General features: G+C 61.3%; 16 protein-coding genes. 10 read left to right on the forward strand and 6 right to left on the reverse strand.

The window, feature by feature from the left end; all coding sequences use genetic code 11:
- Window positions 1–6: 6 nt before the first annotated feature.
- The 4 genes from RCAS_RS15570 to RCAS_RS15585 are packed head-to-tail and all read left to right on the forward strand — an operon-like array spanning window position 7 to window position 4,786.
- The gene (locus RCAS_RS15570) at window positions 7–966 is read left to right on the forward strand and encodes a hypothetical protein (RefSeq protein ID WP_012121498.1); all 960 of its coding nucleotides are present in this window, start codon (window positions 7–9) and stop codon (window positions 964–966) included.
- 15 nt (window positions 967–981) lie between these two features.
- On the forward strand, window positions 982–1,578 hold the full coding sequence (locus RCAS_RS15575) for a hypothetical protein (protein ID WP_012121499.1): 597 nt from the start codon (window positions 982–984) through the stop codon (window positions 1,576–1,578).
- Window positions 1,575–3,305: an asparagine synthetase B family protein gene (locus tag RCAS_RS15580; RefSeq protein ID WP_012121500.1), complete on the forward strand. Its 1,731-nt coding sequence runs from the start codon at window positions 1,575–1,577 to the stop codon at window positions 3,303–3,305. Before RCAS_RS15575 ends, RCAS_RS15580 begins: the two co-directional genes overlap by 4 nt.
- Window positions 3,306–3,349: 44 nt before the next feature.
- Window positions 3,350–4,786, forward strand: coding sequence for a hypothetical protein (locus tag RCAS_RS15585; RefSeq protein ID WP_012121501.1), 1,437 nt, complete (start codon window positions 3,350–3,352; stop codon window positions 4,784–4,786).
- A 283-nt stretch (window positions 4,787–5,069) separates the two neighbouring features.
- On the opposite strand, the gene RCAS_RS15590 is transcribed toward RCAS_RS15585, so the two are convergent.
- Both RCAS_RS15590 and RCAS_RS15595 read right to left on the reverse strand, forming a co-directional pair.
- The gene (locus tag RCAS_RS15590) at window positions 5,070–5,897 is read right to left on the reverse strand and encodes a ribonuclease activity regulator RraA (RefSeq protein ID WP_012121502.1); all 828 of its coding nucleotides are present in this window, start codon (window positions 5,895–5,897) and stop codon (window positions 5,070–5,072) included.
- A 181-nt stretch (window positions 5,898–6,078) separates the two neighbouring features.
- Window positions 6,079–7,008 (reverse strand): GNAT family N-acetyltransferase, encoded by a 930-nt coding sequence (locus RCAS_RS15595; protein WP_012121503.1) that lies wholly within the window; start codon window positions 7,006–7,008, stop codon window positions 6,079–6,081.
- 332 nt (window positions 7,009–7,340) lie between these two features.
- Between RCAS_RS15595 and RCAS_RS15600 the strand changes: the two genes are divergently transcribed.
- From RCAS_RS15600 to RCAS_RS15615, 3 genes are all read left to right on the forward strand, one after another.
- Window positions 7,341–8,156: a hypothetical protein gene (locus RCAS_RS15600; RefSeq protein WP_012121504.1), complete on the forward strand. Its 816-nt coding sequence runs from the start codon at window positions 7,341–7,343 to the stop codon at window positions 8,154–8,156.
- Window positions 8,157–9,007: 851 nt separating this feature from the next.
- On the forward strand, window positions 9,008–10,147 hold the full coding sequence (fbp, locus tag RCAS_RS15610; RefSeq protein WP_012121505.1) for a fructose-1,6-bisphosphate aldolase/phosphatase: 1,140 nt from the start codon (window positions 9,008–9,010) through the stop codon (window positions 10,145–10,147).
- 191 nt (window positions 10,148–10,338) lie between these two features.
- A complete protein-coding gene (locus RCAS_RS15615; protein ID WP_012121506.1) occupies window positions 10,339–10,539 on the forward strand; it encodes a hypothetical protein in 201 nt (66 codons plus the stop codon).
- On the opposite strand, the gene RCAS_RS15620 is transcribed toward RCAS_RS15615, so the two are convergent.
- From RCAS_RS15620 to RCAS_RS15635, 4 genes are all read right to left on the reverse strand, one after another.
- The gene (locus RCAS_RS15620; RefSeq protein ID WP_157042669.1) at window positions 10,536–10,877 is read right to left on the reverse strand and encodes a nitrilase-related carbon-nitrogen hydrolase; all 342 of its coding nucleotides are present in this window, start codon (window positions 10,875–10,877) and stop codon (window positions 10,536–10,538) included. The genes RCAS_RS15615 and RCAS_RS15620 overlap by 4 nt on opposite strands.
- Before the next feature lie 3 nt (window positions 10,878–10,880).
- A complete protein-coding gene (locus RCAS_RS15625) occupies window positions 10,881–11,648 on the reverse strand; it encodes a LamG domain-containing protein (protein WP_012121508.1) in 768 nt (255 codons plus the stop codon).
- A gap of 162 nt (window positions 11,649–11,810) precedes the next feature.
- Complete coding sequence (locus RCAS_RS15630; protein ID WP_012121509.1) at window positions 11,811–13,745, reverse strand: S9 family peptidase; 1,935 nt, start codon at window positions 13,743–13,745, stop codon at window positions 11,811–11,813.
- 31 nt (window positions 13,746–13,776) lie between these two features.
- Window positions 13,777–15,018, reverse strand: coding sequence for a lactate racemase domain-containing protein (locus RCAS_RS15635; protein ID WP_012121510.1), 1,242 nt, complete (start codon window positions 15,016–15,018; stop codon window positions 13,777–13,779).
- A gap of 593 nt (window positions 15,019–15,611) precedes the next feature.
- Here RCAS_RS15635 and RCAS_RS15640 point away from each other — a divergent pair.
- The 3 genes from RCAS_RS15640 to RCAS_RS15650 are packed head-to-tail and all read left to right on the forward strand — an operon-like array spanning window position 15,612 to window position 20,084.
- Window positions 15,612–17,141 (forward strand): sensor histidine kinase, encoded by a 1,530-nt coding sequence (locus tag RCAS_RS15640; RefSeq protein WP_012121511.1) that lies wholly within the window; start codon window positions 15,612–15,614, stop codon window positions 17,139–17,141.
- On the forward strand, window positions 17,138–18,976 hold the full coding sequence (locus RCAS_RS15645) for an SLC13 family permease (protein ID WP_012121512.1): 1,839 nt from the start codon (window positions 17,138–17,140) through the stop codon (window positions 18,974–18,976). The genes RCAS_RS15640 and RCAS_RS15645 overlap by 4 nt, the downstream gene beginning before the upstream one ends.
- A gap of 22 nt (window positions 18,977–18,998) precedes the next feature.
- Window positions 18,999–20,084, forward strand: a complete 1,086-nt coding sequence (locus RCAS_RS15650) for an AOC03_06830 family ribosome hibernation factor (protein ID WP_012121513.1) — start codon at window positions 18,999–19,001, stop codon at window positions 20,082–20,084.
- Window positions 20,085–20,093 lie beyond the last annotated feature (9 nt).

The raw sequence follows: 20,093 nt of genomic DNA on the forward strand, positions 1-20,093 counted from the left end.
AGCAGTATGGTGTTCTCTGGCATGCGCATGCGCAATGACGATCTCGTAGCCAATGTGGAGCGCAGTATTGCGCACGCAGGGGCAGGAGGCGTGCGTTACACGCGCCGCCAGCTTTACTATGAGGTGTGCCGAACCCTGCTGCCGCCATCGCGCGTCTTCATCGCCGCCGGTCAGACGACCGCTGCGATTGGATCGTCGCTGACCCTTACCCTGCGGCGTCCATATCCGCTCTGGATCGGGGCTATCGGCGCATCGCTGCTCATGAGCGTTCCATGGCTGGTGCGGCGGCTGCCCTTTACCCTGACGCCGCCGCTGACGGAAGCCGCGTTCGACGATGCGCTTGCAATGTATCGCGCGCGTCACGGCGATCCGCCGGGTTTGCTTCCCGACGATGCGCCGCTCTATCTGGCGCTCAATGATCGTGAGCCTGACCTCTACGACTACGGGCTGGCATATGCGCTTGTCTGCCAGGATGCGTCGATTGCGCGCATGTTGCGCGCCAACTTTCTGCACATGGAAATGGCGTGTGCAATTCTGTCCTTGGAGGAAGTAACACCACTGCCGGACACGCTGATTGCAATGTTGATCCGTGCGCCTGCACCACGCATCCTGCTCCTGCATGATGCAAGCCCCGAAGGGCTGCAATGTGCCGCCGATGCCGTAGCGCTGCTCGATCTGCCGCACGGCTTCCGAGTGCGCGCGTTAGGGTTAGCCCCGATGCACGCACTGCGCCGCCATTTGTTCGCCTTCCGCGGCGCTCAACCTGCGGAACATCTTCCTGCGTCGCTCAACCTGATCGAGCGCGCCTGGCTACGCGCAGGCTATCGCGCCGAAGTCGCTGCGCTCCGTCCGGTGACGCTGCTGCGCACCCTCCATCGCGTCACCCGACCGGTGCGGCGGCGCGAGTCCTGGTTCTCCGGTCTGCGCCGATGGCGCACCACCGGTTATATGAGCTGGCCAACGTGAGGAGGATAGACACCTGTGCAACAGCAACCAAATGTGATTACCTATCAGGACGAACTGCTCGCCGATGGCAGCGTTCGCCGCGTGTTCAACGATGGGCGACAGGAGTGGCGTCGTCGCCTGCCGGATGGTCGGGTCGAGTGGCGCGATAACCAGGGATTTGCCGGGATTGATGAGCTGCTTGGCGACGGGATCATCAAGCGCACCTTCAACCAGGGGCAGATTATTTATGCGCGCGAGCAGGGGTATGGTCGCACCCTCTGGCATCGCGGGCAGGTGATGACGGTCAATCAAACATCCTTTGGCGGACGGGTGGGGGCAATCTTGATGGGCATGGGAGCAGGGTTCCTGCTTGGTTCGCTGGTTCTGCCGCCGGAACACCTGAGTCCTGAACAGGAAGAGATGCTCCGTCAGAAGGCGTTGCAACAACAGCAGACGAGTGACAGCAGTGGGAGCAGCTCGGATTGGGACAGCGGCAGTAGCAGCGACAGCGACAGCGATTGGGATCGACCCGAACCGGTCGGAGACGGCTCAGCATCCGACAGCGGCGACTGGAGCGACGACAGTTCGCCGTTCGACGGCGGCGACATCGGTGATGTGGGGGATTTCGGATGAGCGGCTGGTTGTGTGCGACGCTGACCGCCGACGGACCTGAACACGATCTCGCAGCGATGGGCGCAACCCCGGTAGCGTCGAGTCGCCACGCGGCGATTGGCGCACTTCCTGACGGTTGCCACACCGGCGTGTTTCACGCCGATGCCCTGGTTGCGGTTGGGGCTGTGACGCTGTTCAATCGCCCTCAACTCCTCGATGCGCTGAGGCGCGATGGCGTCATTCTGCCGGAAGATTGCGCCGACGGCGCGATCCTGCTGCACCTGTATGCCCGTCGCGGTCCGCGCGGCTTCGCCGCCGCCGATGGCATGTTTGCGCTCTCCATCCTCGATGGGGATGATCTGGTGCTGGTGCGCGATCACGTCGGAACGCGCACCCTCTTCTATACGCGCGCCGGAAAGCACTGGGCAGCATCGGCGTCGCTGCGCGCCCTGCGCGCCTGGTCCCGCCTGAATGCGCGTCTCAATTTGAATGCCGTGCGCGCCTTCCTGACGTTTGCCTACCTGCCAGGAAGCGAAACGTTGATCGACGGCGTCTCCGAGATGCTTCCAGGGCGCTGTCTCCGTTTGTGCGCTAACGGCGCCTGCTACGAAGATGTGTTCTGGGAGCCGCGCGAAGACGAGTGGGATGAAACGCTTCCAGCAGAAGCGTATACCACGCGGTTGCGCGATCTGCTCGAACAGGCGGTTGCTGCGCGGCTCCCTGCCGGGCAGCCGGTCGGCGTCTTCCTTTCCGGCGGCATCGACAGCAGCCTGGTCACGGCGCTGGCGGCACGACTTCATGACCATTCGGTGCATACGTATGCGATTAATTTCGGTGCGGAATTCCCCAATGAACTGGCGTACTCTAGTCTAGTTGCCGCGCACTGCGGCACGACGCACACCGTGCTGACGTTTGATGGCGAAACTATTGCCGATCACCTGGCAAACACCGTGGCGCTGCTCGATTGTCCGGTTGGCGATCCGCTGACGACGCCGAATATGCTGCTGGCACGCGCCGCAGCGCGCGATGGTTTGTCGGTTATCCTGAATGGCGAAGGCGGCGACCCGGTGTTTGGCGGTCCTAAGAACCAGCCGATGCTGGCTTTCGAGTTCCACCGTGGCGACCCGAACCCGATGGTGCGCGCAAGCGCCTATTTGCGCTCGTACCAGAAGTGTTACGACCAGATTGATCACCTGCTCACGGCTGACGTGCTCGATGCTTTGCGTGATGCGCCGCCGCTGGAGCGCCACGTCCAACCGTACCTCGAATCGCCGCGCATGACATCGTATCTGAATCGCCTGCTGTACACGAACCTACGCACGAAAGGCGCCCACCATATTTTGCCGAAGGTCGAACGGATGACGACTGCAAGCAGCATCGAAGGACGTTCGCCGCTCTTCGCGTTTCCGCTGGTTGACGCCGCATTTGCTGTACCCCCTGCGCTCAAACTGCGCGGTTTGCATGAGAAATGGATTCTGAAACAGGCTGTGCGCGACCTGCTGCCGCCAACCATCCTGCAACGTCCGAAGAGTGGTATGCTGATGCCGGTGCAGTACTGGCTGCACGGTCCGTTGCGCGATCTGGCGAACGATCTGTTGTTGGGACCGCAGGCGCGCGCGCGGGGACTGTTCCGTGAGCAGGTGGTGCGCGACTGGATGCAGCACCGGGGACTCGTCTGGCGACGCCATGGTCAGTTCATTTGGCTGCTGCTCACCCTCGAACTGTGGCTGCGCGCGTTCGATCTGTAGCGTGTTCGGCGCTGCAACGGTCGATATGGTTCGGTGTGTGATCGATGGCAGGTTCGATAAGTATTGTGCGGCATGCTGATGGTGTAGCGGGTGAACTTGCCGCTGCCCTGACCGCCAACCGTCTGATCTATGGCTCAGGCGATACTTATGCGTCGCTTATCACCCCCTCCTCTTGTGTCATCGACTCCGCCACAACCACGGCTCTTGCCGGGGACCTTATGCTCCTCTGGCAGTTCTACCATATCTGGAACAACCTGTACCGCGCGTCGCTGGCCGGCGAAGCGCCGCGCTGGATTGCCAGGCTGTGCGAATATGGTCTCCGTCCCGAAGAAATTCAGGCGCAGCGCATCACGCTTACTGCCGGTCTCACACCGCGCTTTTGCCGGGCAGACTACATTGTAATTGGTCCACAGCGTACTATTGCCGAGGTGCAGTGGAAATCGGGTGGGCTTGGACTTTTCTCCGGCATCCACGACGTTCACGCGGCAGTTGTTCCTGCCACTGCCGGGCGCCCCGGCAATCTGGCGGGTTCATTCCGCGAGATGATCCGGCAGTGCAGCAGCGATGATCCGGTTGCAGTGAACCCCGTCCGATCCGTCTGGTATCGCGGCGAGCACTACCTGCGGCGCACCTGTGACCGGCAAGGAATGCGTTATATCGTCTTTGACCGGCGCGAGGGAGCGCAACGGATCATCGAGCGCAGCAGCAGATTTATGGTCGCTGAAAAAGGCGAGTTGTTGCGTATCGATTTTCTGTATGCGCAAGAACTCCTGCCGGTGATTGCGCCGGCGATGATCGTTCGCCTGGCGCAGGCCGCAGCAGATGGCAGGCTCTGGATCGAGACGCCGCTCAACTATGTGTACCGCCAGAAATGGGGCATGGCGCTGCCTTTCATGCCAGATTATGCCCACCTGTTCGACGACCGGCTGCGCGCGCTGTTCGGCGCCGTCGCGCTCATTCGTGGTGAGAAGGTTGATCTGCGCGCGCTGGCTGACGACGTCCCGCACGCCATCGGACAGCAGTTGCACGCGGTCCGAACCATCGATAATCTTGCCGGTCTCTCAACGGCTGCCCGACGCCTGCTGGTGCTGAAGTGCGGGAGCGGCAGCGGGGCGTACTACAGCCAGGGGCGCGGCGTGTTGCGACTCAATGGCTCGCGCAGCGCTGCACAGAAAACGCTTGCGTTCGTGAAGGAACGCCTGGCGCAGGGCGAACCATGGATTGTCCAGCGTTATGTGGATGCGACGTATCCCGTCGATGTGTGCCTTCCGTGGGAGACGCATACGTTGCGCCCTATCGACGCGCACGCCCGTTTCATGGTCTACGCGACCTTCGATGAACACGGGACGCCGACGATTATCGGCGGGCTTGGCAACTTTAGCCGCGAATGGAAAGTCAGCGGCAAATCAGCACGCCTCGATGAACAGGGGCGCATATCGGGCGCGGCGTTCAATGAGATGCGGTTTGGTCAGGGGTTATGAGAACCGAGAACTGAGAACCGAGAACTGAGAACCGAGAACTGAGAACCGAGAACGCGGTTGGCGTTGGCTGAGCCTGTCGAAGCCAACGCCGGTCGCGAAATCGTCTGATATCCGGTTGATCTTCCTAGAAGCTACCAATGACGATTGAAGAGGCCGCATGCGTGTCATTCCGAGCCCTTCGCTTCGCTCAGGGTAAACGCAGCGCGGAATCTGCGCGGGTCGCGCACGACCCCTCGCGCTGATCGAGGTGACCATGCTGGATGTTCACAGGTCATTGGTAGATTCAACCTTTCCTCCTAGAAGATTCAACCTTCACACCTTCACCCTGCTGCCTGCGCCATTCTTCGTACTCGTGGCGCCCTTCCGCGCTCAACGGGTAGTAGACCTGCGGCGATCCCCCCTGCGCCAGTTTCATGCGGCTGAACTCTTCCCATTCTGCGTGACGACGCGCGACGCGCACCACTTCGCTCGCCAGTTGCTGCGGAACGATCACAGCACCATCATCATCGGCAATCACAATGTCGCCTGGCAAGACCAGCACGCCGCCGCACGCCACCGGTACGTTGTACCCCCACGGCATTAACCCTGCCTGGGTTGCGTAGTTGGGCGTGAACCCGACCGACCAGAGTGGCACATCCAGTTCCCGAATGCGCGTCCAATCGCGCACACATCCATCAACAACCATGCCGACGCCGCCACGCCCTTTGAAACACGTCGTCAACATTTCACCAACGCAACCGGTGTAGGGGTCGCCGAACGCCTGTACGACGAGCACATCACCTGGCTCGACCGTCTCGAAGACCATCCACAGCGCGCTGCTCTTTTCGGCGTGTTCCGGTCCCATCCCGGACGGAACATCCTCACGTTGCGGCATGAACTGAAGCGTCACCGCCGGACCGACAACTCGGCGACCCACGGTGCGCGGCAGCGGTCCACGGATGAAGGTGCGCTGCACTCCCATTTTGTACAGAGTCGTACTCGCCATCGCACTGCTCACATCGCGCAACTGCTCGATCAGCGCGTGCTCTGGGCGCACAATGCGCCCCTGAATCGGCAGGGTAATGTCGGCGGGAGGCAGGCGGTCAACCGTCACAATTTCGTCTGAAACCATCACATCCTCCTGGCGCGATACATAACTCTGCGCTGACGTCATTGCGAGGAGCGCAAGCGACGAAGCAATCTGCTGATGAGCGAGGAGATTGCATCATAGCGCATGCCCCGAGCATAGCGTGGAAACGGCGGCTCACCATAATACCAGACCCCTCGGTGACCGGAATAGACGCCTTGCGCCATTATACTGCCATCTCCATCTCTTCGTCGTAGACGTGCCAGAAGACGCGACCGATAGTGACAAACCCACACGATTCGAACAGATGTTGTGCGGTGCTGTTCCAACTGCCGACGCTGAGCAACGCCTGATTCAGTCCCATGGCGCGCATATTTTGCAGCGCCAGAAGCAACAGCGCACGCCCCAGACCCTGACGCCGATACACGGGATGCACCCCGATCAGATCGACCCAGGCGCTGGCACTTCCGAGACGTACATGCTCCTCGACACAGACCGAACAGCGGCAAAATGCCGCCAGTGCGCCGTTGGGAGCGACAGCAACCAGGTCAAGGCGCGAATCATACGCAGGACTGCGCATCCAGTTCAGCCGCTCGCCGACTGTTTCGGATGCGGTCGCAAACGCAACATGATGGAGATCGACGAGTGCAGGCGCTTCAGATTCGCCTGCGGCAGGACGCAGGACAAAACCAGGAGGAATTGAAGGATCGGCAATTGGGAGATGGAGCAGGCGACGCATTCGGATCATGTGCCACTCCCCGCGGCGCAGACCAATGCGCGCCAGCATTGCCGCACGATACGGGTCGTCGTTGCACACGGGAACACAGAGAACGACGCGTTCGCCGTGCTGCTCAGCGCTGGCGCGCGCCCACGCCATCGCCCACGCAATCGCCTGCGCTTCGAGTGTTTCGTCACCGGCGTGTGGCAGAGCAAAGTACAAAAATACGCTGCCTTCCCAGATCATAGCGAATGCCACAGGACGATCGCCCTCATCAACCCACAATCGCGCACCATCTTCTGTGCCGAGACGGGCGCGGATCTCATGCACGGGGGGCCATAGGTCGATACGTTCTCCGGTACGGCAGGCAAGGATCAGGTCGATGACTGCGTCGAGGTCGCGGGAGTGGCGGTAGGGACGACTGGCAGGCGGCTTCATTGTCGCCTCCTTTCGCAAACGATCCTGTTCGGCGATGAACCGGTGTCTGGCTTCAGTATACCCGGTTTTGGGAGGCGGTGGGTAGCGATTTGTACCCAGATGACCGTCACCGGGGGAGGATGATCTCGCGGGGCGAGTGACGGTCATCTGGACACGGTCACTCGGTTAACGAATCGCCATCTATACCGACAATACCTCAATCCACAACCCATGGACCGCTGTGCTACGCTAGCCATAACACCGTGCGTTATTGCGCCAGGAGATCACTGCGCTTCGCTTGCAATAACGCTCGACACGGGATCATTGAACAGGCTCACGAGAGAGGTTCCTCAATGATTGTCAGTCGCACTGTTACGAAACCGCATACCCATCGCTGGATGTATCCATTGGTGTATGCGCTGCTTCTGGTTGTTTTCTTTCTACCGCTCTACACCGAGAAACCGTATGCGCCGCAGGAAACCTCAAAGGTCATCCAGGAACTGCTGGTTGCTACCAGTCATCCTGAGCCATATACCACACTTTCGCCACTGTTTCACCTCGCAACCATCGCCCTGATTGCGCTGATCGCCTGGCGTCCTGCGCGAGCCGGGCGCATTCTGGCAGCGTATATGGGGGTGAATTACCTGATCATCGGGTGGGTGCAGGGGCAGGGAGTGACGGAAACCTACGGATACGTCGTGCAGATCGGCAACGTGGTTGCCTGTGCGTTGCTCGGTATTATGTGGCTGATCGTGGCATTTCAGAATCGCCTCAGCATTTCATTTGAGCGTCTGGACTGGCGGCACTATGCGCTGGCACCGCTGGCACTGCTGGCATTCTGGGCGCCGGCTGCCGTGATCAATAGCGTTGTGTATCCAGATTTCAACCCGCTGCTGCTGCTTACCTCACCTGCCTACGGTCTTTCGTACTGTCTCACGACGCCGGTGTTTCTGTTCCTGCTGATCATTGCACTCCCGAATGTGCCGCCGCTTGCGTATCGCATCACCGCGTTCAACGCGCTACCCTACGGTCTGGTCAACATGATGTCGTTGTTTGATCCCGCTCTCTGGTGGATGGGTATTCTGCACATCCCGCTACTGGCGTTATCGATTGTCGCGCTGATCGCAGGGAGGTGGGCAGAGCGGCGGGCGCTCCACCCGCGCCGATGACCGTCACCCCAGCCGGGGCGACCCACCAGCAGACCGACGCCCCTGGGCGGCAGCGGGGCAGCCAGCGAGCCGGCGCTCCCCCGCCGATGACCGTCACCCCAGCCGGGGCGACCCACCAGCAGACCGACGCCCCTGGGCGGCAGCGGGGCAACCAGCGAGCCGGCGCTCCCCCGCCGATGACCGTCACCCCAGCCGGGGCGACCCACCAGCAGACCGACGCCCCTGGGCGGCAGCGGGGACTCCGATGGGCGGACGGCTTCGTCCGGGTGACGGTCATCTGGGCGCCCCCCCACCGGGCGATGCACGGGTGGGCGATCACCGCAGTCGCGTCAGCGCCGCGCCCCTACGAATGACCACGGGGGGATGGACGGCAGGCGGCAGGGAACGCGGCAGACGGCAGTGCGATGCACCACCGCTACCCGTGTGACCTGCACCCCTCTCGCCTCTCGCCTCTCGCCTCTCCCCTCTCCCCTCTCGCCTCTCGCCTCTCGCCTCTCCCCTCTCCCCTCTCGCCTCTCGCCTCTCGCCTCTCCCCTCTCCCCTCTCGCCTCTCGCCTCTCCCCTCTCGCCTCTCCCCTCTCCCCTCTCGTCTTGAGGTTACGCAACCGCCACCCCCTGTTGTGCAACCATCACGTTGCACATTCGTCAAATCAGATAGGCTATGGAATGAACGGTTTGTCGTTCGCTGTGAGTGCTGGCGACGATGGGGTCGCGCACGTTTTTACTCGACACGCGCTGACTCCTGTGTCGTTCGTGGCAGCGGGCATGGCAGCGCGTGGTTCTTTTCCTTCATCCCCTCAGACGTTCCCTGATCAACGCGCCGATTGCCCGCACAGGAAGGAGGCGCCGCTATGGCAGCGGAATTGACGATCAGCTGCATCAAGGCTGATGTGGGCGGATTCGTCGGGCACTCGGCAATCCATCCGGCGTTGAAGGACGAGGCAGGACGTCAACTGGAAATCGCGCGCCGTCACGGTCTCTTGATCGATTTTCACGTCACTGCGTGCGGGGATGACCTGGGGTTGCTCATGACCCACCGCCTGGGTGTCGATAACCACGATATTCACCGTCTCGCCTGGGATGTGTTCGATATCTGCACCCGCGTGGCGAAGGAACTGAAACTGTACGGCGCCGGACAGGACCTGTTGAAGGATGCGTTTTCCGGCAATGTGCGCGGCATGGGTCCGGGCATCGCCGAGATGACCATCGTCGAGCGTCTATCAGAGCCGATCATTGTGTTCTTTGCCGATAAAACCAGCGCCGGCGCCTGGAACCTGCCGCTCTTCCGTATGTTTGCCGATCCGTTCAACACCGCAGGGCTGGTGATTTCACCGGCGATGCACGAAGGGTTTCGCTTCCGTGTGCTCGATGTGCGCAAGGGCGAGACGATCACCCTGAGCACACCGGAGGAGATGTACGATCTCCTCGTCTTCATTGGTGCACCAGGGCGCTACGTGGTAGAAAGCATAACGGCAAAGAGCACCGGCGTCATCGGTGCGGTGTCGTCTACACAACGGCTGGCGCTGATTGCCGGGCGCTACGTCGGGAAGGACGACCCGGTCTGTATTGTGCGGGCGCAGGGTGAGTTCCCGGCGGTCGGCGAGGTGCTGGAGCCATTCACGATGCCGCACATTGTCGAAGGATGGATGCGTGGATCGCACTACGGTCCGCTGATGCCCTGCCGCATCGGTGATGCCCATCCGGGGCGCTTCGACGGACCACCGCGGGTGATTGCGCTGGGGTTCCAGATCGCTGAGGGGCGGCTGATTGGACCGCGTGATATGTTCGATGATCCCAGTTTCGATGAGGCGCGTCGTCTGTGCAATGTCATCGCCGACCATCTGCGCCGTCATGGTCCCTTCGAGCCGCACCGCCTGCCGATGGAGGAGATGGAATATACCACGCTTCCAGAGGTGATGAAGAAACTGGCAGATCGCTGGCAGCCGGTGAATGGTCACGCGGTCAGCCCGGAGCAGGTGGCATACCAATGACGATTGAAGATGCCGCATGCGTGTCATTTCGAGCCCTTCGCTTCGTTCAGGGTAAACGCAGCGCGGAATCTGAGCGGGGCGCGCACGACCCCTCGCGCTGCGCGGGGTGACCATGCCGGATGGTCACAGGTCATTGGTAGCAGAACTGCCAGCCAGCGTCTGACAATGCACAACGTAGAAGGAGGTTGACTATGCCAATCCGTGACTGGCAGCACGCTGAAGAGCGCGCCGCGCACCTGATCGATGACCGGCAGCGCTATGTCGAAGGCGCGATCATCGACTGGCTGATCCGCACCGGTCAGTGGGATCCGCAGGCGGAGGAAAAGATCCGCGCCTGGCTGGAACGGCAGGCGGCAGAGATAGCAGAGCATGAGCGTCAGGCGAATAACTAAATGTCGGAAATGAGCGCTTCGTCTGTACCGTGCGGCGACTCGGACAGGATGTCGCCGCGCGGGCCGACGACCATTGCACCGCCGAATGGCGCCGCAGGTTGCGCGGAGTCTTCGCATGCATTGACGATCAGCGCCGTCACTCTCCGGGTGTAGGCGGCATCGGTGTGTGCCTGGCGCTCCTCGCGCAGCCAGCGCTTCAGATCGGGAGAAGCGCCGTCGAAACTGCGCGCCAGCGGGACTATCACAAGATCAGCGCGCTTATTCAGATTCATCCGGGCATTCTCGTCGAACAAATCACTGCAGATCAGAATCGCCGTCCTGCCGGTCTCAGTGCTCAGTTCTCACCCCTCAATCTGCACCTGCGCAATCTCCATCCACTGCGCCCCCGGCACGGCATGCAGCCCCCAACCGAATCTGCCGCGCGGTGTGGCGATTAACCACTGGTTATCGACCCAGGCGACGAAGCCGAGCGGTCCACGGGGCGCGCAGTCGGTTTCGTGCACAACCTGACCGTCGATCAAAAAACGCGCACCACCGGTCAACCATTCGAGGGTATAGGCGCGGAACGTGTCGTCCGGCGGCGGAATGAGCGCCTCGCTGATTGCCAGCGCGCGCTGGACGCGCTGCCAGAGACGGTCGTACACAGCGGGCAGGCGGTTTGCCAGCAGCACGAACGGCGCCGTTGGCGCCCATACCAGCGCGCGACGGGTGGTGGCATCGATCGTGGCGACTTTCCAACCAGAGCCGGGGACGCCGCGCGCGAGCGGCATATCGGCAGGCGGTGAAGCGTAGAAGAACCAGATCGCGGCGGGCAGCACCGGCAATACCCTGCCGATTGGCGAAATAGGAGCGTTCCAGAAGCCAAAGCCTGCCGTTCCCAGAATTGGCGTCCCCACTCGCGCCACAACGGTCATGCGCAGCGGCGCGCGCCAGGGAAAACGGTCGCGCGGCAGACCGGTGTAGTCATCGATCTGCGCATTGGCGTAGCGCCGGTTCGTCGCGCCTGCCACAAGCACACGTAGACCCTCCGGCATAACGATCAGACGACCGCCGCCGGTCTGAGTGCGCCGCCAGTGTGATTGAAGACGGGGACGAAACGTTTCCTTCATACCGGATACCTGAAACAACCACGCCCCCAGATGGCTCCGGGGGCGTAGCCGCGCCACGGTCGGGGGAGCGCGTGCAGGCCTGCGCATGTATTGTTACCGGTCGTCGTAACCATTCGATAACCATCCAACCCGGTTGTGGGCTTGTATGTGGCATTCATAATATCACAGATTGTCGATTACAATCGGCGCGACCGGATCGGCGAGTTCAAACCCCAGGATACGCGCGTAGAAGTATAACTCGGCTTCCAGCGCACGAATGATGGTCTCTGCTTTACGAAAACCGTGTTGCTCGCCCTCGAACGCCAGATACGCGACCGGAATGCCCTTCGCGCGCAGCGCCGCCGCCATCCGCTCGGATTGATCCGGCGGTACGACTTTGTCTTCCAGCCCTTGCAGGAAGATCACCGGGCAGTTGAGCCGCTCGATATGATAGATCGGCGAGCGCGCGTGGTAGATATCGACGCGCTCCGGGTATGGTCCTACCAACCGGTCGAGGTAGCGCGACTCGAACTTATGGGTGTCGCGCGCCAGCGCCTCCAGGTCGCTGACGCCGTAGAAACTGGCGCCGACTTTGAACACGTGGCGGAAGGTGAGCGCCGCCAGCGTGGTGTACCCGCCGGCACTGCCGCCGGCGATGATCAGACGTTCCGGGTCTGCCAGCCCCTGCGCTGCCAGGTACATCGCCGCATTGCAGCAGTCGTCGACGTCCACAATGCCCCACCGACCGTCGAGGCGCTGGCGGTAGGCGCGCCCGAATCCGGTGCTGCCGCCGTAGTTGACATCCATCACTGCAATGCCGCGGCTCGTCCAGAACTGAATGCCGGGATCAAATGACGCCGAGGTTGCGCCGGTCGGTCCTCCATGGCTCAGGACGAGCAACGGCGGCTTTTCGCCTTCCGGCGCCAGAAAATCACGGTTGCGCGGCGGGTAATAGAAGCCGAACGCAGTCACGCCGCCTTCGGTGGGAAATTCGATCACCTGCGGCGTCGAGATAAAGCCAGGGTCGATCTGCATCTCCATCGAGCGGCGAACGGTTGTCAGCGCACCACTCGCCAGGTCGAGCATGACCAGGGCAGCAGGCGCGGCTGGTGAGGCGCCAACGAAGACGACTCTGCCGCCAGTGGCGCGCGGACCGGTGAACCCGAAATCGCTGAACGGCAGTTCGAGCGGCGTCAGGTTCCCACTTCGGACATCAAGCAGTGCCATTTTGTGCTCGCCGCGCTCGATATACGTGCAGACCAGGCGATCCTCCGACTCGACAGCATAGGTGCGTGCGCCGAAGACCCAGAGTGGCAGACCGAATTCGGCTTCCATCGGACAGAGCGCGTGGACAACACCATTGTGCCAGCGGTAAAGGTTCCACCAACCGGTGCGCTCGGCGACAAAGAAGAGCGCGCCGTCCGGTCCCCACGCTGGTTGAAACGCCGCATCGTCAGGACCGCCGGCGATCCGTTCGGCAGCACCCGGCATCCCATCTTCGCGCACCGGCGCGACCCACAGCTCAGCGGCGTCCCATGGCATGTTCGGATGGTTCCAGGAAAGCCATGCCAGCCATTGGCCGTCTGGACTAAGCCGCGGATTCGCATAAAAATCTGCGCCGCTGATCAGCACGCGCTGTTCGGCAGCGCCATCGAGCGAGATGGCGACAATCGTATTGACTGCTTCACCGCTGCCAGAGTGGTCCTCACGCACGCCGATCAGCCGGTTGCGCCGACGATCAACCTCGAAGTCGGCATAGCGCCATGGCGTTTCGGGTGTGATCGGTTCCGGCGCTGCACCGGGGCGCTGGCAGTAGAGGCGCTGATCGGCAAAGTTGCTGAAATAGACCATACCCTGGTCAACCGTGTACGGCGCTCCTCCATATTCGTGAACGCGGGTGCGCACATTGAAACCCTGCGGCGTCACATCGGCAATGGCGCCATCGGCGGTGCGTCGCACCACCACCACGCGCCCACCCTCGGCGGGACGCCCTTCGAGCCAGTAGATGTTGTCGCCATCGAGCGCAATCGTGCTAAGAGAAACACCCGATGTTGCGACCAGGGCAGCAGTTATCGGTGAGCGCCACGAGCCGTATGGCGCGATCTGCGGGTGGGTCATTGTCGTTCTCCTTTGTTTACGTGAGGGTATTTTATTCCTGCACACCGGCGTGACGCAGCCGATAGAGCATCTCTCCGGCTTTCGGGACGAGGAGCACACCCTCCGCCTCGCGCCCGGACCAGGCGGCGGGATCAATCGTCGCCGGGTCGCGATAGCCAACATTGTGCGCCACGCAGCGTTCCGCTGAAATGCCGGTCGCCAGCGTCACCCGGATGCGCGGTCGTTCGCCGTGGAGCGGGTCGTACTCACCGACGCCGGACAGATGCGTGCTATGCGCCAGAACACCCCACGGATAGTGTTGAAAGCGATCCCATTGCCGGACGAAATAATCGCGCACATGGTAGCCGATGGCAGCCAGGGTTGCGCCATGGGTGACACTGAATTCGGTGATGTGCGGCGCGTAGATGATCACCTCGCCGCCATCCGCCACTACCGGTTCGACTTTGTACATACCCTTGGCGGCGGTCCACATATCCCGGTACATTGGCGGCACGACCGACATGACCTGCTGGAAGGGACGATCAACGTAACGAATATGCATCTGCGCCGAAAGGCGCGCGGCTGCCTGCCATGCTTCTTCCGGCGAGCCGGTGAAGATACCGCCGATCTGCCCGTTTTCCGGTGAAACAACCACTGCTATACAATGCTTTGGCGTTGGCACGAGCGCAGCCGCGCGGTCGATCAGGCGGCGCACCGGTGTGACGCCCGGCACGCCGATAATGGCGTAACTGGTGATCAGTGCGCCGAGCCAGTGAGAAACGTCAATCACCTCGCGTCCGCTGATGCCGGGAAACAGATATTTGTTGCCTCCAGAGAATCCGACGACTTCGTGGGGAAAGACCGGTCCGCAGATCAGCAGACAGTCGTACTCCAGCGCCATGCGGTTGATCTGCACATCGACAGGCACAGCCAGCATCCCATTGCTCAATGTTTCGATCTCGGATGCGGGAATAACGCCGACCGATACGAAGGTATCCGGGTCGTCCCAGCGATGATTGAACACGCGCACGCCGCGAAATGTCGTCTCCCACTCTTTGGGAACCACACCGAGGTGACGGTCAATCTGCGCTGTGGTCATCGGTTGGTGGGTGCCGAGAGCGATCAGCACATCGAGCGCAGCGACGCGCGACGCGAGTGCTGCGTGGATGTGGCGAAACAGCAGCGGCAACGGAACGGTGCGCGTGCCATCCGGCACAATCAACAGCACCCGCTTTCCATCGGCATCGAGCGATGCCATGCCTTTGTGTATGATTGCAGCAACGTCAACGTCCATTTTCCAACCTTTCCCCCTCCTCTGCCTGCCGTTGTCGTCCACGAAGAACACGAAGGCGCACGAAGGATGCTATAATCAAACGTATGTCAATACGCACACGCCTGACACTTTCATACGTCAGTTTTTTTGCGATTGCGCTGCTGACGCTGTACACCGGATTGTACCTCTCCCTTCGCACCTGCAATCTTATTGAAACCACGGAGGGCACAGAGAAGGGGATCATCTCCCATTTCACATTCAACGTGCAACGATAACCCTCAAACCTTTCCCCCTCCTCTGCCTGCCGTTGTCGTCCACGAAGAACACGAAGGCGCACGAAGGATGCTATAATCAAACGCATGTCAATACGCACACGCCTGACACTTTCATACGTCAGTTTTTTTGCGATTGCGCTGCTGACGCTGTACACCGGATTGTACCTCTCCCTTCGCACCTGCAATCTTATTGAAACCACGGAGGGCACAGAGAAGGGGATCATCTCCCATTTCACATTCAACGTGCAACGATAACCCTCAAACCTTTCCCCCTCCTCTGCCTGCCATTGTCGTCCACGAAGAACACGAAGGCGCACGAAGGATGCTATAATCAAACGTATGTCAATACGCACACGCCTGACACTTTCATACGTCAGTTTTTTTGCGATTGCGCTGCTGACGCTGCACACCGGATTGTACCTCATCGTGCGCGGCGTGTTGTTGAACAGCGTCGATAACGAACTGCGTCTGGGGGTCGAGGTACTGCGCCGCGGATTTGCCGAGAGCAACCAGACACCCTACGGTTACTTCCGCGACGATCAACTGCGCGCCATTTTGTTGCGCCAGCCGCCGGTGCGCGACTTTGAGGCGACCAGTCTGTACGTTCAGTTTTTCGACGCCGACGGCGATCTCGTTGGTCGTTCACCGAACATCGGCGAAGGAGACCTGGCGGCGGCACTGACGCTCGACGAACAACGGTTCGCCAGGGCGCTCGACGGAGCGGAGCAGATTACGACCGTCGCATACGGCAATGTGCAGATACGCGAGTTGATGGCGCCACTCCGCTTTTTCAACCCGGTCACCCGCCGCGAGGAGACCGTCGGCGTGTTGCAGGTTGCACGGTCGATGGCGGAAATTCAGTACGCGCTGCGCCTTCTCTTTTATGCGCTGACGGTTGGCGGCGTGGTGGTGCTGCTGGCGGCGGCGCGCGGCGGCGCGTGGCTGACGCGCGCCGCATTTCGGCCAATTGATGAAATTGCGCAGACAGCGCAGAGTATCGTGCGCGCCGAGGACCTGAGTCGCCGCATCCCCGTTCCCCCCGCCGCCGATGAATTGCAGCGCCTGACAATTACGGTCAACGATCTGCTGGCGCGGTTGGAAGAACTGTTCAACCATCAGCGCCGTTTTATTGCCGATGTGTCGCACGAACTGCGCACACCGCTGACGGCGATGCAGGGCAACCTCGAAGTGCTGGCGCGTGGCGCAGCGCGCGATCCGCAGTTGCTGAACGAGTCGCTCGATGATATGCGACGCGAAGTTGCCCGCCTGATCCGCATGGTCAACGACCTGCTCCTGTTGGCGCGCAGCGACGCCGGTATTCAGATCCGGCGCGATCCGGTGGAACTTGATACACTCTTGCTTGAAACCCACCGCGAACTCCGACCGCTGGCAGGACAGGTGCAGTTGCGCATTGGCGAAGAGGATCAGGCGGTGGTCATCGGCGACCGCGACCGTATCAAGCAGGCGCTCCTGAATCTTGGCATTAACGCCATTCAGCACACGCCTCCCGGCGGCGTGGTGACGTTGAGCCTCACCATCCGCGATGGGCATGCCGCGCTCAGCGTCGCCGACACGGGATATGGCATCGCGCCACAGGATTTGCCGCACATCTTTGAGCGCTTCTATCGGGCGGATCAGTCGCGTTGCCACAACGGCGGCGGCGCAGGTTTGGGGTTGTCCATTGTTCGCTCGGTGGTCGAGGCGCATGGCGGAAAAGTATTGGTTTCCAGCGAACCGGGCAAAGGGAGTGTGTTTACCATGTTACTACCCCTGGACTCTCAACCAGAAGTGAACGACGCTGAACTGCTCCCCCCCGATTCAGAAGCTGAAGCTGCGGGTTACGGAATGCTGAATCGGTCCATGGAATGATGCTGATTGTCTTTGGAGTGCTGGCGCTGACCATAATCCTGTTCGCCAGTGATCGGCTCCGCCTCGATGTGGTTGCGCTGCTGGCGTTGCTGGCCCTGCTGTTGACGGGAATCCTCACGCCAGCCGAGGCGCTCGCCGGATTTTCCGACCCGATTGTGCTGATCATCGCCGGGTTGTTTATCGTCGGCGCCGGATTGTTTCAAACCGGCGTCGCCGATGCGTTGGGGCAGCAACTGATGCGCTTCGCCGGCGCCGGTGAAGCGCGCCTGATCGCCTCACTGATGCTCATTGTTGCGTTGCTTTCGGCATTTCTCAGTTCAACCGGAACCGTCGCTGTTTTTCTGCCGGTGGCGGTGAGTCTGGCGCGACGCGCCGGCGTCAGCCCGGCGAAACTGCTGCTGCCGCTCGCCTATGGTTCGCTGATCGGGGGCCTGCTGACCCTTATTGGAACGCCACCCAATATCGTCGTCAGCAATCAATTGCAGGCAGCCGGACGCGCGCCGTTCGGGTTCTTTTCCTTTACGCCGATTGGACTCGTGATGCTGGCGATCGGCATTGGGTACATGATTACCGTCGGGCGACACATGTTGCCCGTGCGCGCGCACCTTGCGGCTGCGTCAGGAAACGGCAAACCAATGGTCGATCCGGCGACATTGCTGGCATTGTACGACCTCCCCGGCAAACTGGCGCGCGTGCAGATCGAGCCTTCGTCGCCGCTGGTTGGTCAAACGCTGGCACAGGCGAGTTTACGCACCCGCTACCGCATCAATGTCGTGGACGTTGAGCCACGTGTTCGCCAGGGGGCAACTGCCGCGCCACACATCGCCGATTCGGGTGTAACGCTGCAACCGAGGGATGTGCTGCTGGTCAAAGGCTCGGCGGAGGATATTGCGCGGCTGGCAAGGGAACAGCAAATGCGCGTGCTGGCGACCGGCGTCAGCCCTGACGATCTGATCACCGAGGAAACCGGCATTGTGGAACTGGTGCTGACGCCACGCTCACGCTTGATCGGGAAGTCGCTGCGCGAGACGCGCTTCCAGGACACCTATCGGGTGCTGGCGCTGGCAATTCTGCGATTGGGCGCGCCGCTCGATGCCCCAACATCACAGGTGGAACTGCGATTTGGCGACACGTTGCTGGTTCAGGGAACATGGGAACGGATCACCTCGCTACTCGATGAACGCAACGATTTTGTGGTTGTCGGCGAGGTGCATCGTCCACCGACAAAACGCGCTCTAACCCGACGCGCCCCCGTTGCGCTGGCAATCATGCTGGGCATGCTGATTCTCATTTCGCTCGATATACTGCCCATGGTGACCGCCGTGCTGCTTGCCGCCGTCGCTATGGTGCTGACCGGCTGCGTGTCGATGGAAGAAGGGTATCGGGCGATCAACTGGGAAAGCGTTGTGCTGATTGCCGGAATGCTGCCGATGGCGACAGCGCTCGACAAGACCGGCGGATTGCAACTGATGGCGAGTGGGTTGACAGCAACGCTCGGCGCACTGGGTCCGCTAGCGCTTATGGCGGGGCTGTTCACGCTCACGGCGCTCTTCAGTCAGTTCATTTCCAACACTGCAACCACCGTGCTGATGGCGCCGATCGCGTTGCAGGCTGCCGCAGAACTCGGCGTCTCTCCCTACCCGCTGCTCATGATCGTCGCCATAGCCGCATCGACCGCCTTCGCCACCCCAATTGCCTCGCCGGTCAACACGCTGGTGCTCGGACCGGGGGATTACCGCTTCACCGATTTTGTGCGGGTCGGAACGCCGCTGCTCGCGCTGACGTTGATCGCGTCGCTCGTGGCTGTGCCGGTGGTGTTTCCGCTATGGTTGTAGAACTCTGTGAGGAGCATGGATTATGAATCGCCACGACATCCGTTTACTTCAGGCGATGCGCCACTATCCGTCGGTGACGATCACGCTGCCGACGCATCGCACATCACCCGATAACAAGCAGGACCCGATCCGGGTGAAGAATCTGGTGACCGACGCAACCAACCGGCTACTCGGTGAGTTCTCGCGGCGCGATGTCGAACCGCTCCTCTCCCGGCTCGATGCGCTGGTCAATGATATCGATTACCGCTACACGCTGGATGGACTGGCGCTATTTGTCAATCGCGACATCGGGCGCATGTTCATCCTGCCGTTTACCCTGCCGGAACGGGTGGTCGTTGACGAGACATTCTGGACACGCGGGCTGGTCTTTGCGCTCAATCGCACCCTGCGGTATTGGGTGCTGGCGCTCAGTGAGCAGCCGACGCGTCTGTTCGAGGGGGTTCGTGAGCATCTCCAGGAAATGACCAACGAAGGATTCCCGATGACCCACACCGGTCCAGGCGGCGAGCGCGGTCTGCCCAACGACCCGGCGATCAACCGGTCGGCATACCGCGATGAACGCCATCGCCAGTTCTTCCGCCAGGTCAGCGCTGCGCTGACGCCGTTCATCACCGATGACCCGTTGCCGCTGGCGCTGGTTGGCGTGGATCGCTATCTCGCCTTCTTCCGTGAAGTCTCGCCACATGCCGGCGCGGTTGTGACCACGCTGACCGGTAATCACGACAAAACACCCACCCACGAACTCGGCAAACTGGTGTGGCCCCTGGTCGAGCAGAACCTCGCCATCCGCCGCACCGAGGCGTTGAAGGAATTGGACGCTGCGATTAGCGCGCAAAAGTACGCCTCGACCCTTGGTGAAGTCTGGCGCTTTGCACACGAAGGTCGCGTGGATGTGCTCCTTGTCGAAGAAGACTACCATCAAGCGGTGCGGGTGGCCGATGACGGCATGACGCTGACACCGGTCGATGATCCAACGCTTCCGGATGTCGTCGAGGATGCCGTGGATGAGATCATCGCCGTGGTGCTCGAGAACAATGGTCGCGTGGTATTTGTCAACAATGGCGCGCTGCCACAGCATCAGCGGATCGCAACCATCCTGCGCTATTGATCGTTATGC

The organism is Roseiflexus castenholzii DSM 13941, from assembly GCF_000017805.1.
Classification (GTDB): Bacteria; Chloroflexota; Chloroflexia; order Chloroflexales; family Roseiflexaceae; genus Roseiflexus; species Roseiflexus castenholzii.

What these genes read in the sequence shown, in the direction of transcription:
- RCAS_RS15570 (WP_012121498.1), top strand. Translation starts at nt 7, where the DNA reads ATGGTGTTCTCTGGCATGCGCATGCGCAATGACGATCTCGTAGCCAAT.
- RCAS_RS15580 (WP_012121500.1), top strand. Translation starts at nt 1,575, where the DNA reads ATGAGCGGCTGGTTGTGTGCGACGCTGACCGCCGACGGACCTGAACAC.
- RCAS_RS15585 (WP_012121501.1), top strand. Translation starts at nt 3,350, where the DNA reads ATGGCAGGTTCGATAAGTATTGTGCGGCATGCTGATGGTGTAGCGGGT.
- RCAS_RS15590 (WP_012121502.1), bottom strand. Translation starts at nt 5,897, where the DNA reads ATGGTTTCAGACGAAATTGTGACGGTTGACCGCCTGCCTCCCGCCGAC.
- RCAS_RS15595 (WP_012121503.1), bottom strand. Translation starts at nt 7,008, where the DNA reads ATGAAGCCGCCTGCCAGTCGTCCCTACCGCCACTCCCGCGACCTCGAC.
- RCAS_RS15600 (WP_012121504.1), top strand. Translation starts at nt 7,341, where the DNA reads ATGATTGTCAGTCGCACTGTTACGAAACCGCATACCCATCGCTGGATG.
- fbp (WP_012121505.1), top strand. Translation starts at nt 9,008, where the DNA reads ATGGCAGCGGAATTGACGATCAGCTGCATCAAGGCTGATGTGGGCGGA.
- RCAS_RS15615 (WP_012121506.1), top strand. Translation starts at nt 10,339, where the DNA reads ATGCCAATCCGTGACTGGCAGCACGCTGAAGAGCGCGCCGCGCACCTG.
- RCAS_RS15625 (WP_012121508.1), bottom strand. Translation starts at nt 11,648, where the DNA reads ATGAAGGAAACGTTTCGTCCCCGTCTTCAATCACACTGGCGGCGCACT.
- RCAS_RS15630 (WP_012121509.1), bottom strand. Translation starts at nt 13,745, where the DNA reads ATGACCCACCCGCAGATCGCGCCATACGGCTCGTGGCGCTCACCGATA.
- RCAS_RS15635 (WP_012121510.1), bottom strand. Translation starts at nt 15,018, where the DNA reads ATGGACGTTGACGTTGCTGCAATCATACACAAAGGCATGGCATCGCTC.
- RCAS_RS15640 (WP_012121511.1), top strand. Translation starts at nt 15,612, where the DNA reads ATGTCAATACGCACACGCCTGACACTTTCATACGTCAGTTTTTTTGCG.
- RCAS_RS15645 (WP_012121512.1), top strand. Translation starts at nt 17,138, where the DNA reads ATGATGCTGATTGTCTTTGGAGTGCTGGCGCTGACCATAATCCTGTTC.
- RCAS_RS15650 (WP_012121513.1), top strand. Translation starts at nt 18,999, where the DNA reads ATGAATCGCCACGACATCCGTTTACTTCAGGCGATGCGCCACTATCCG.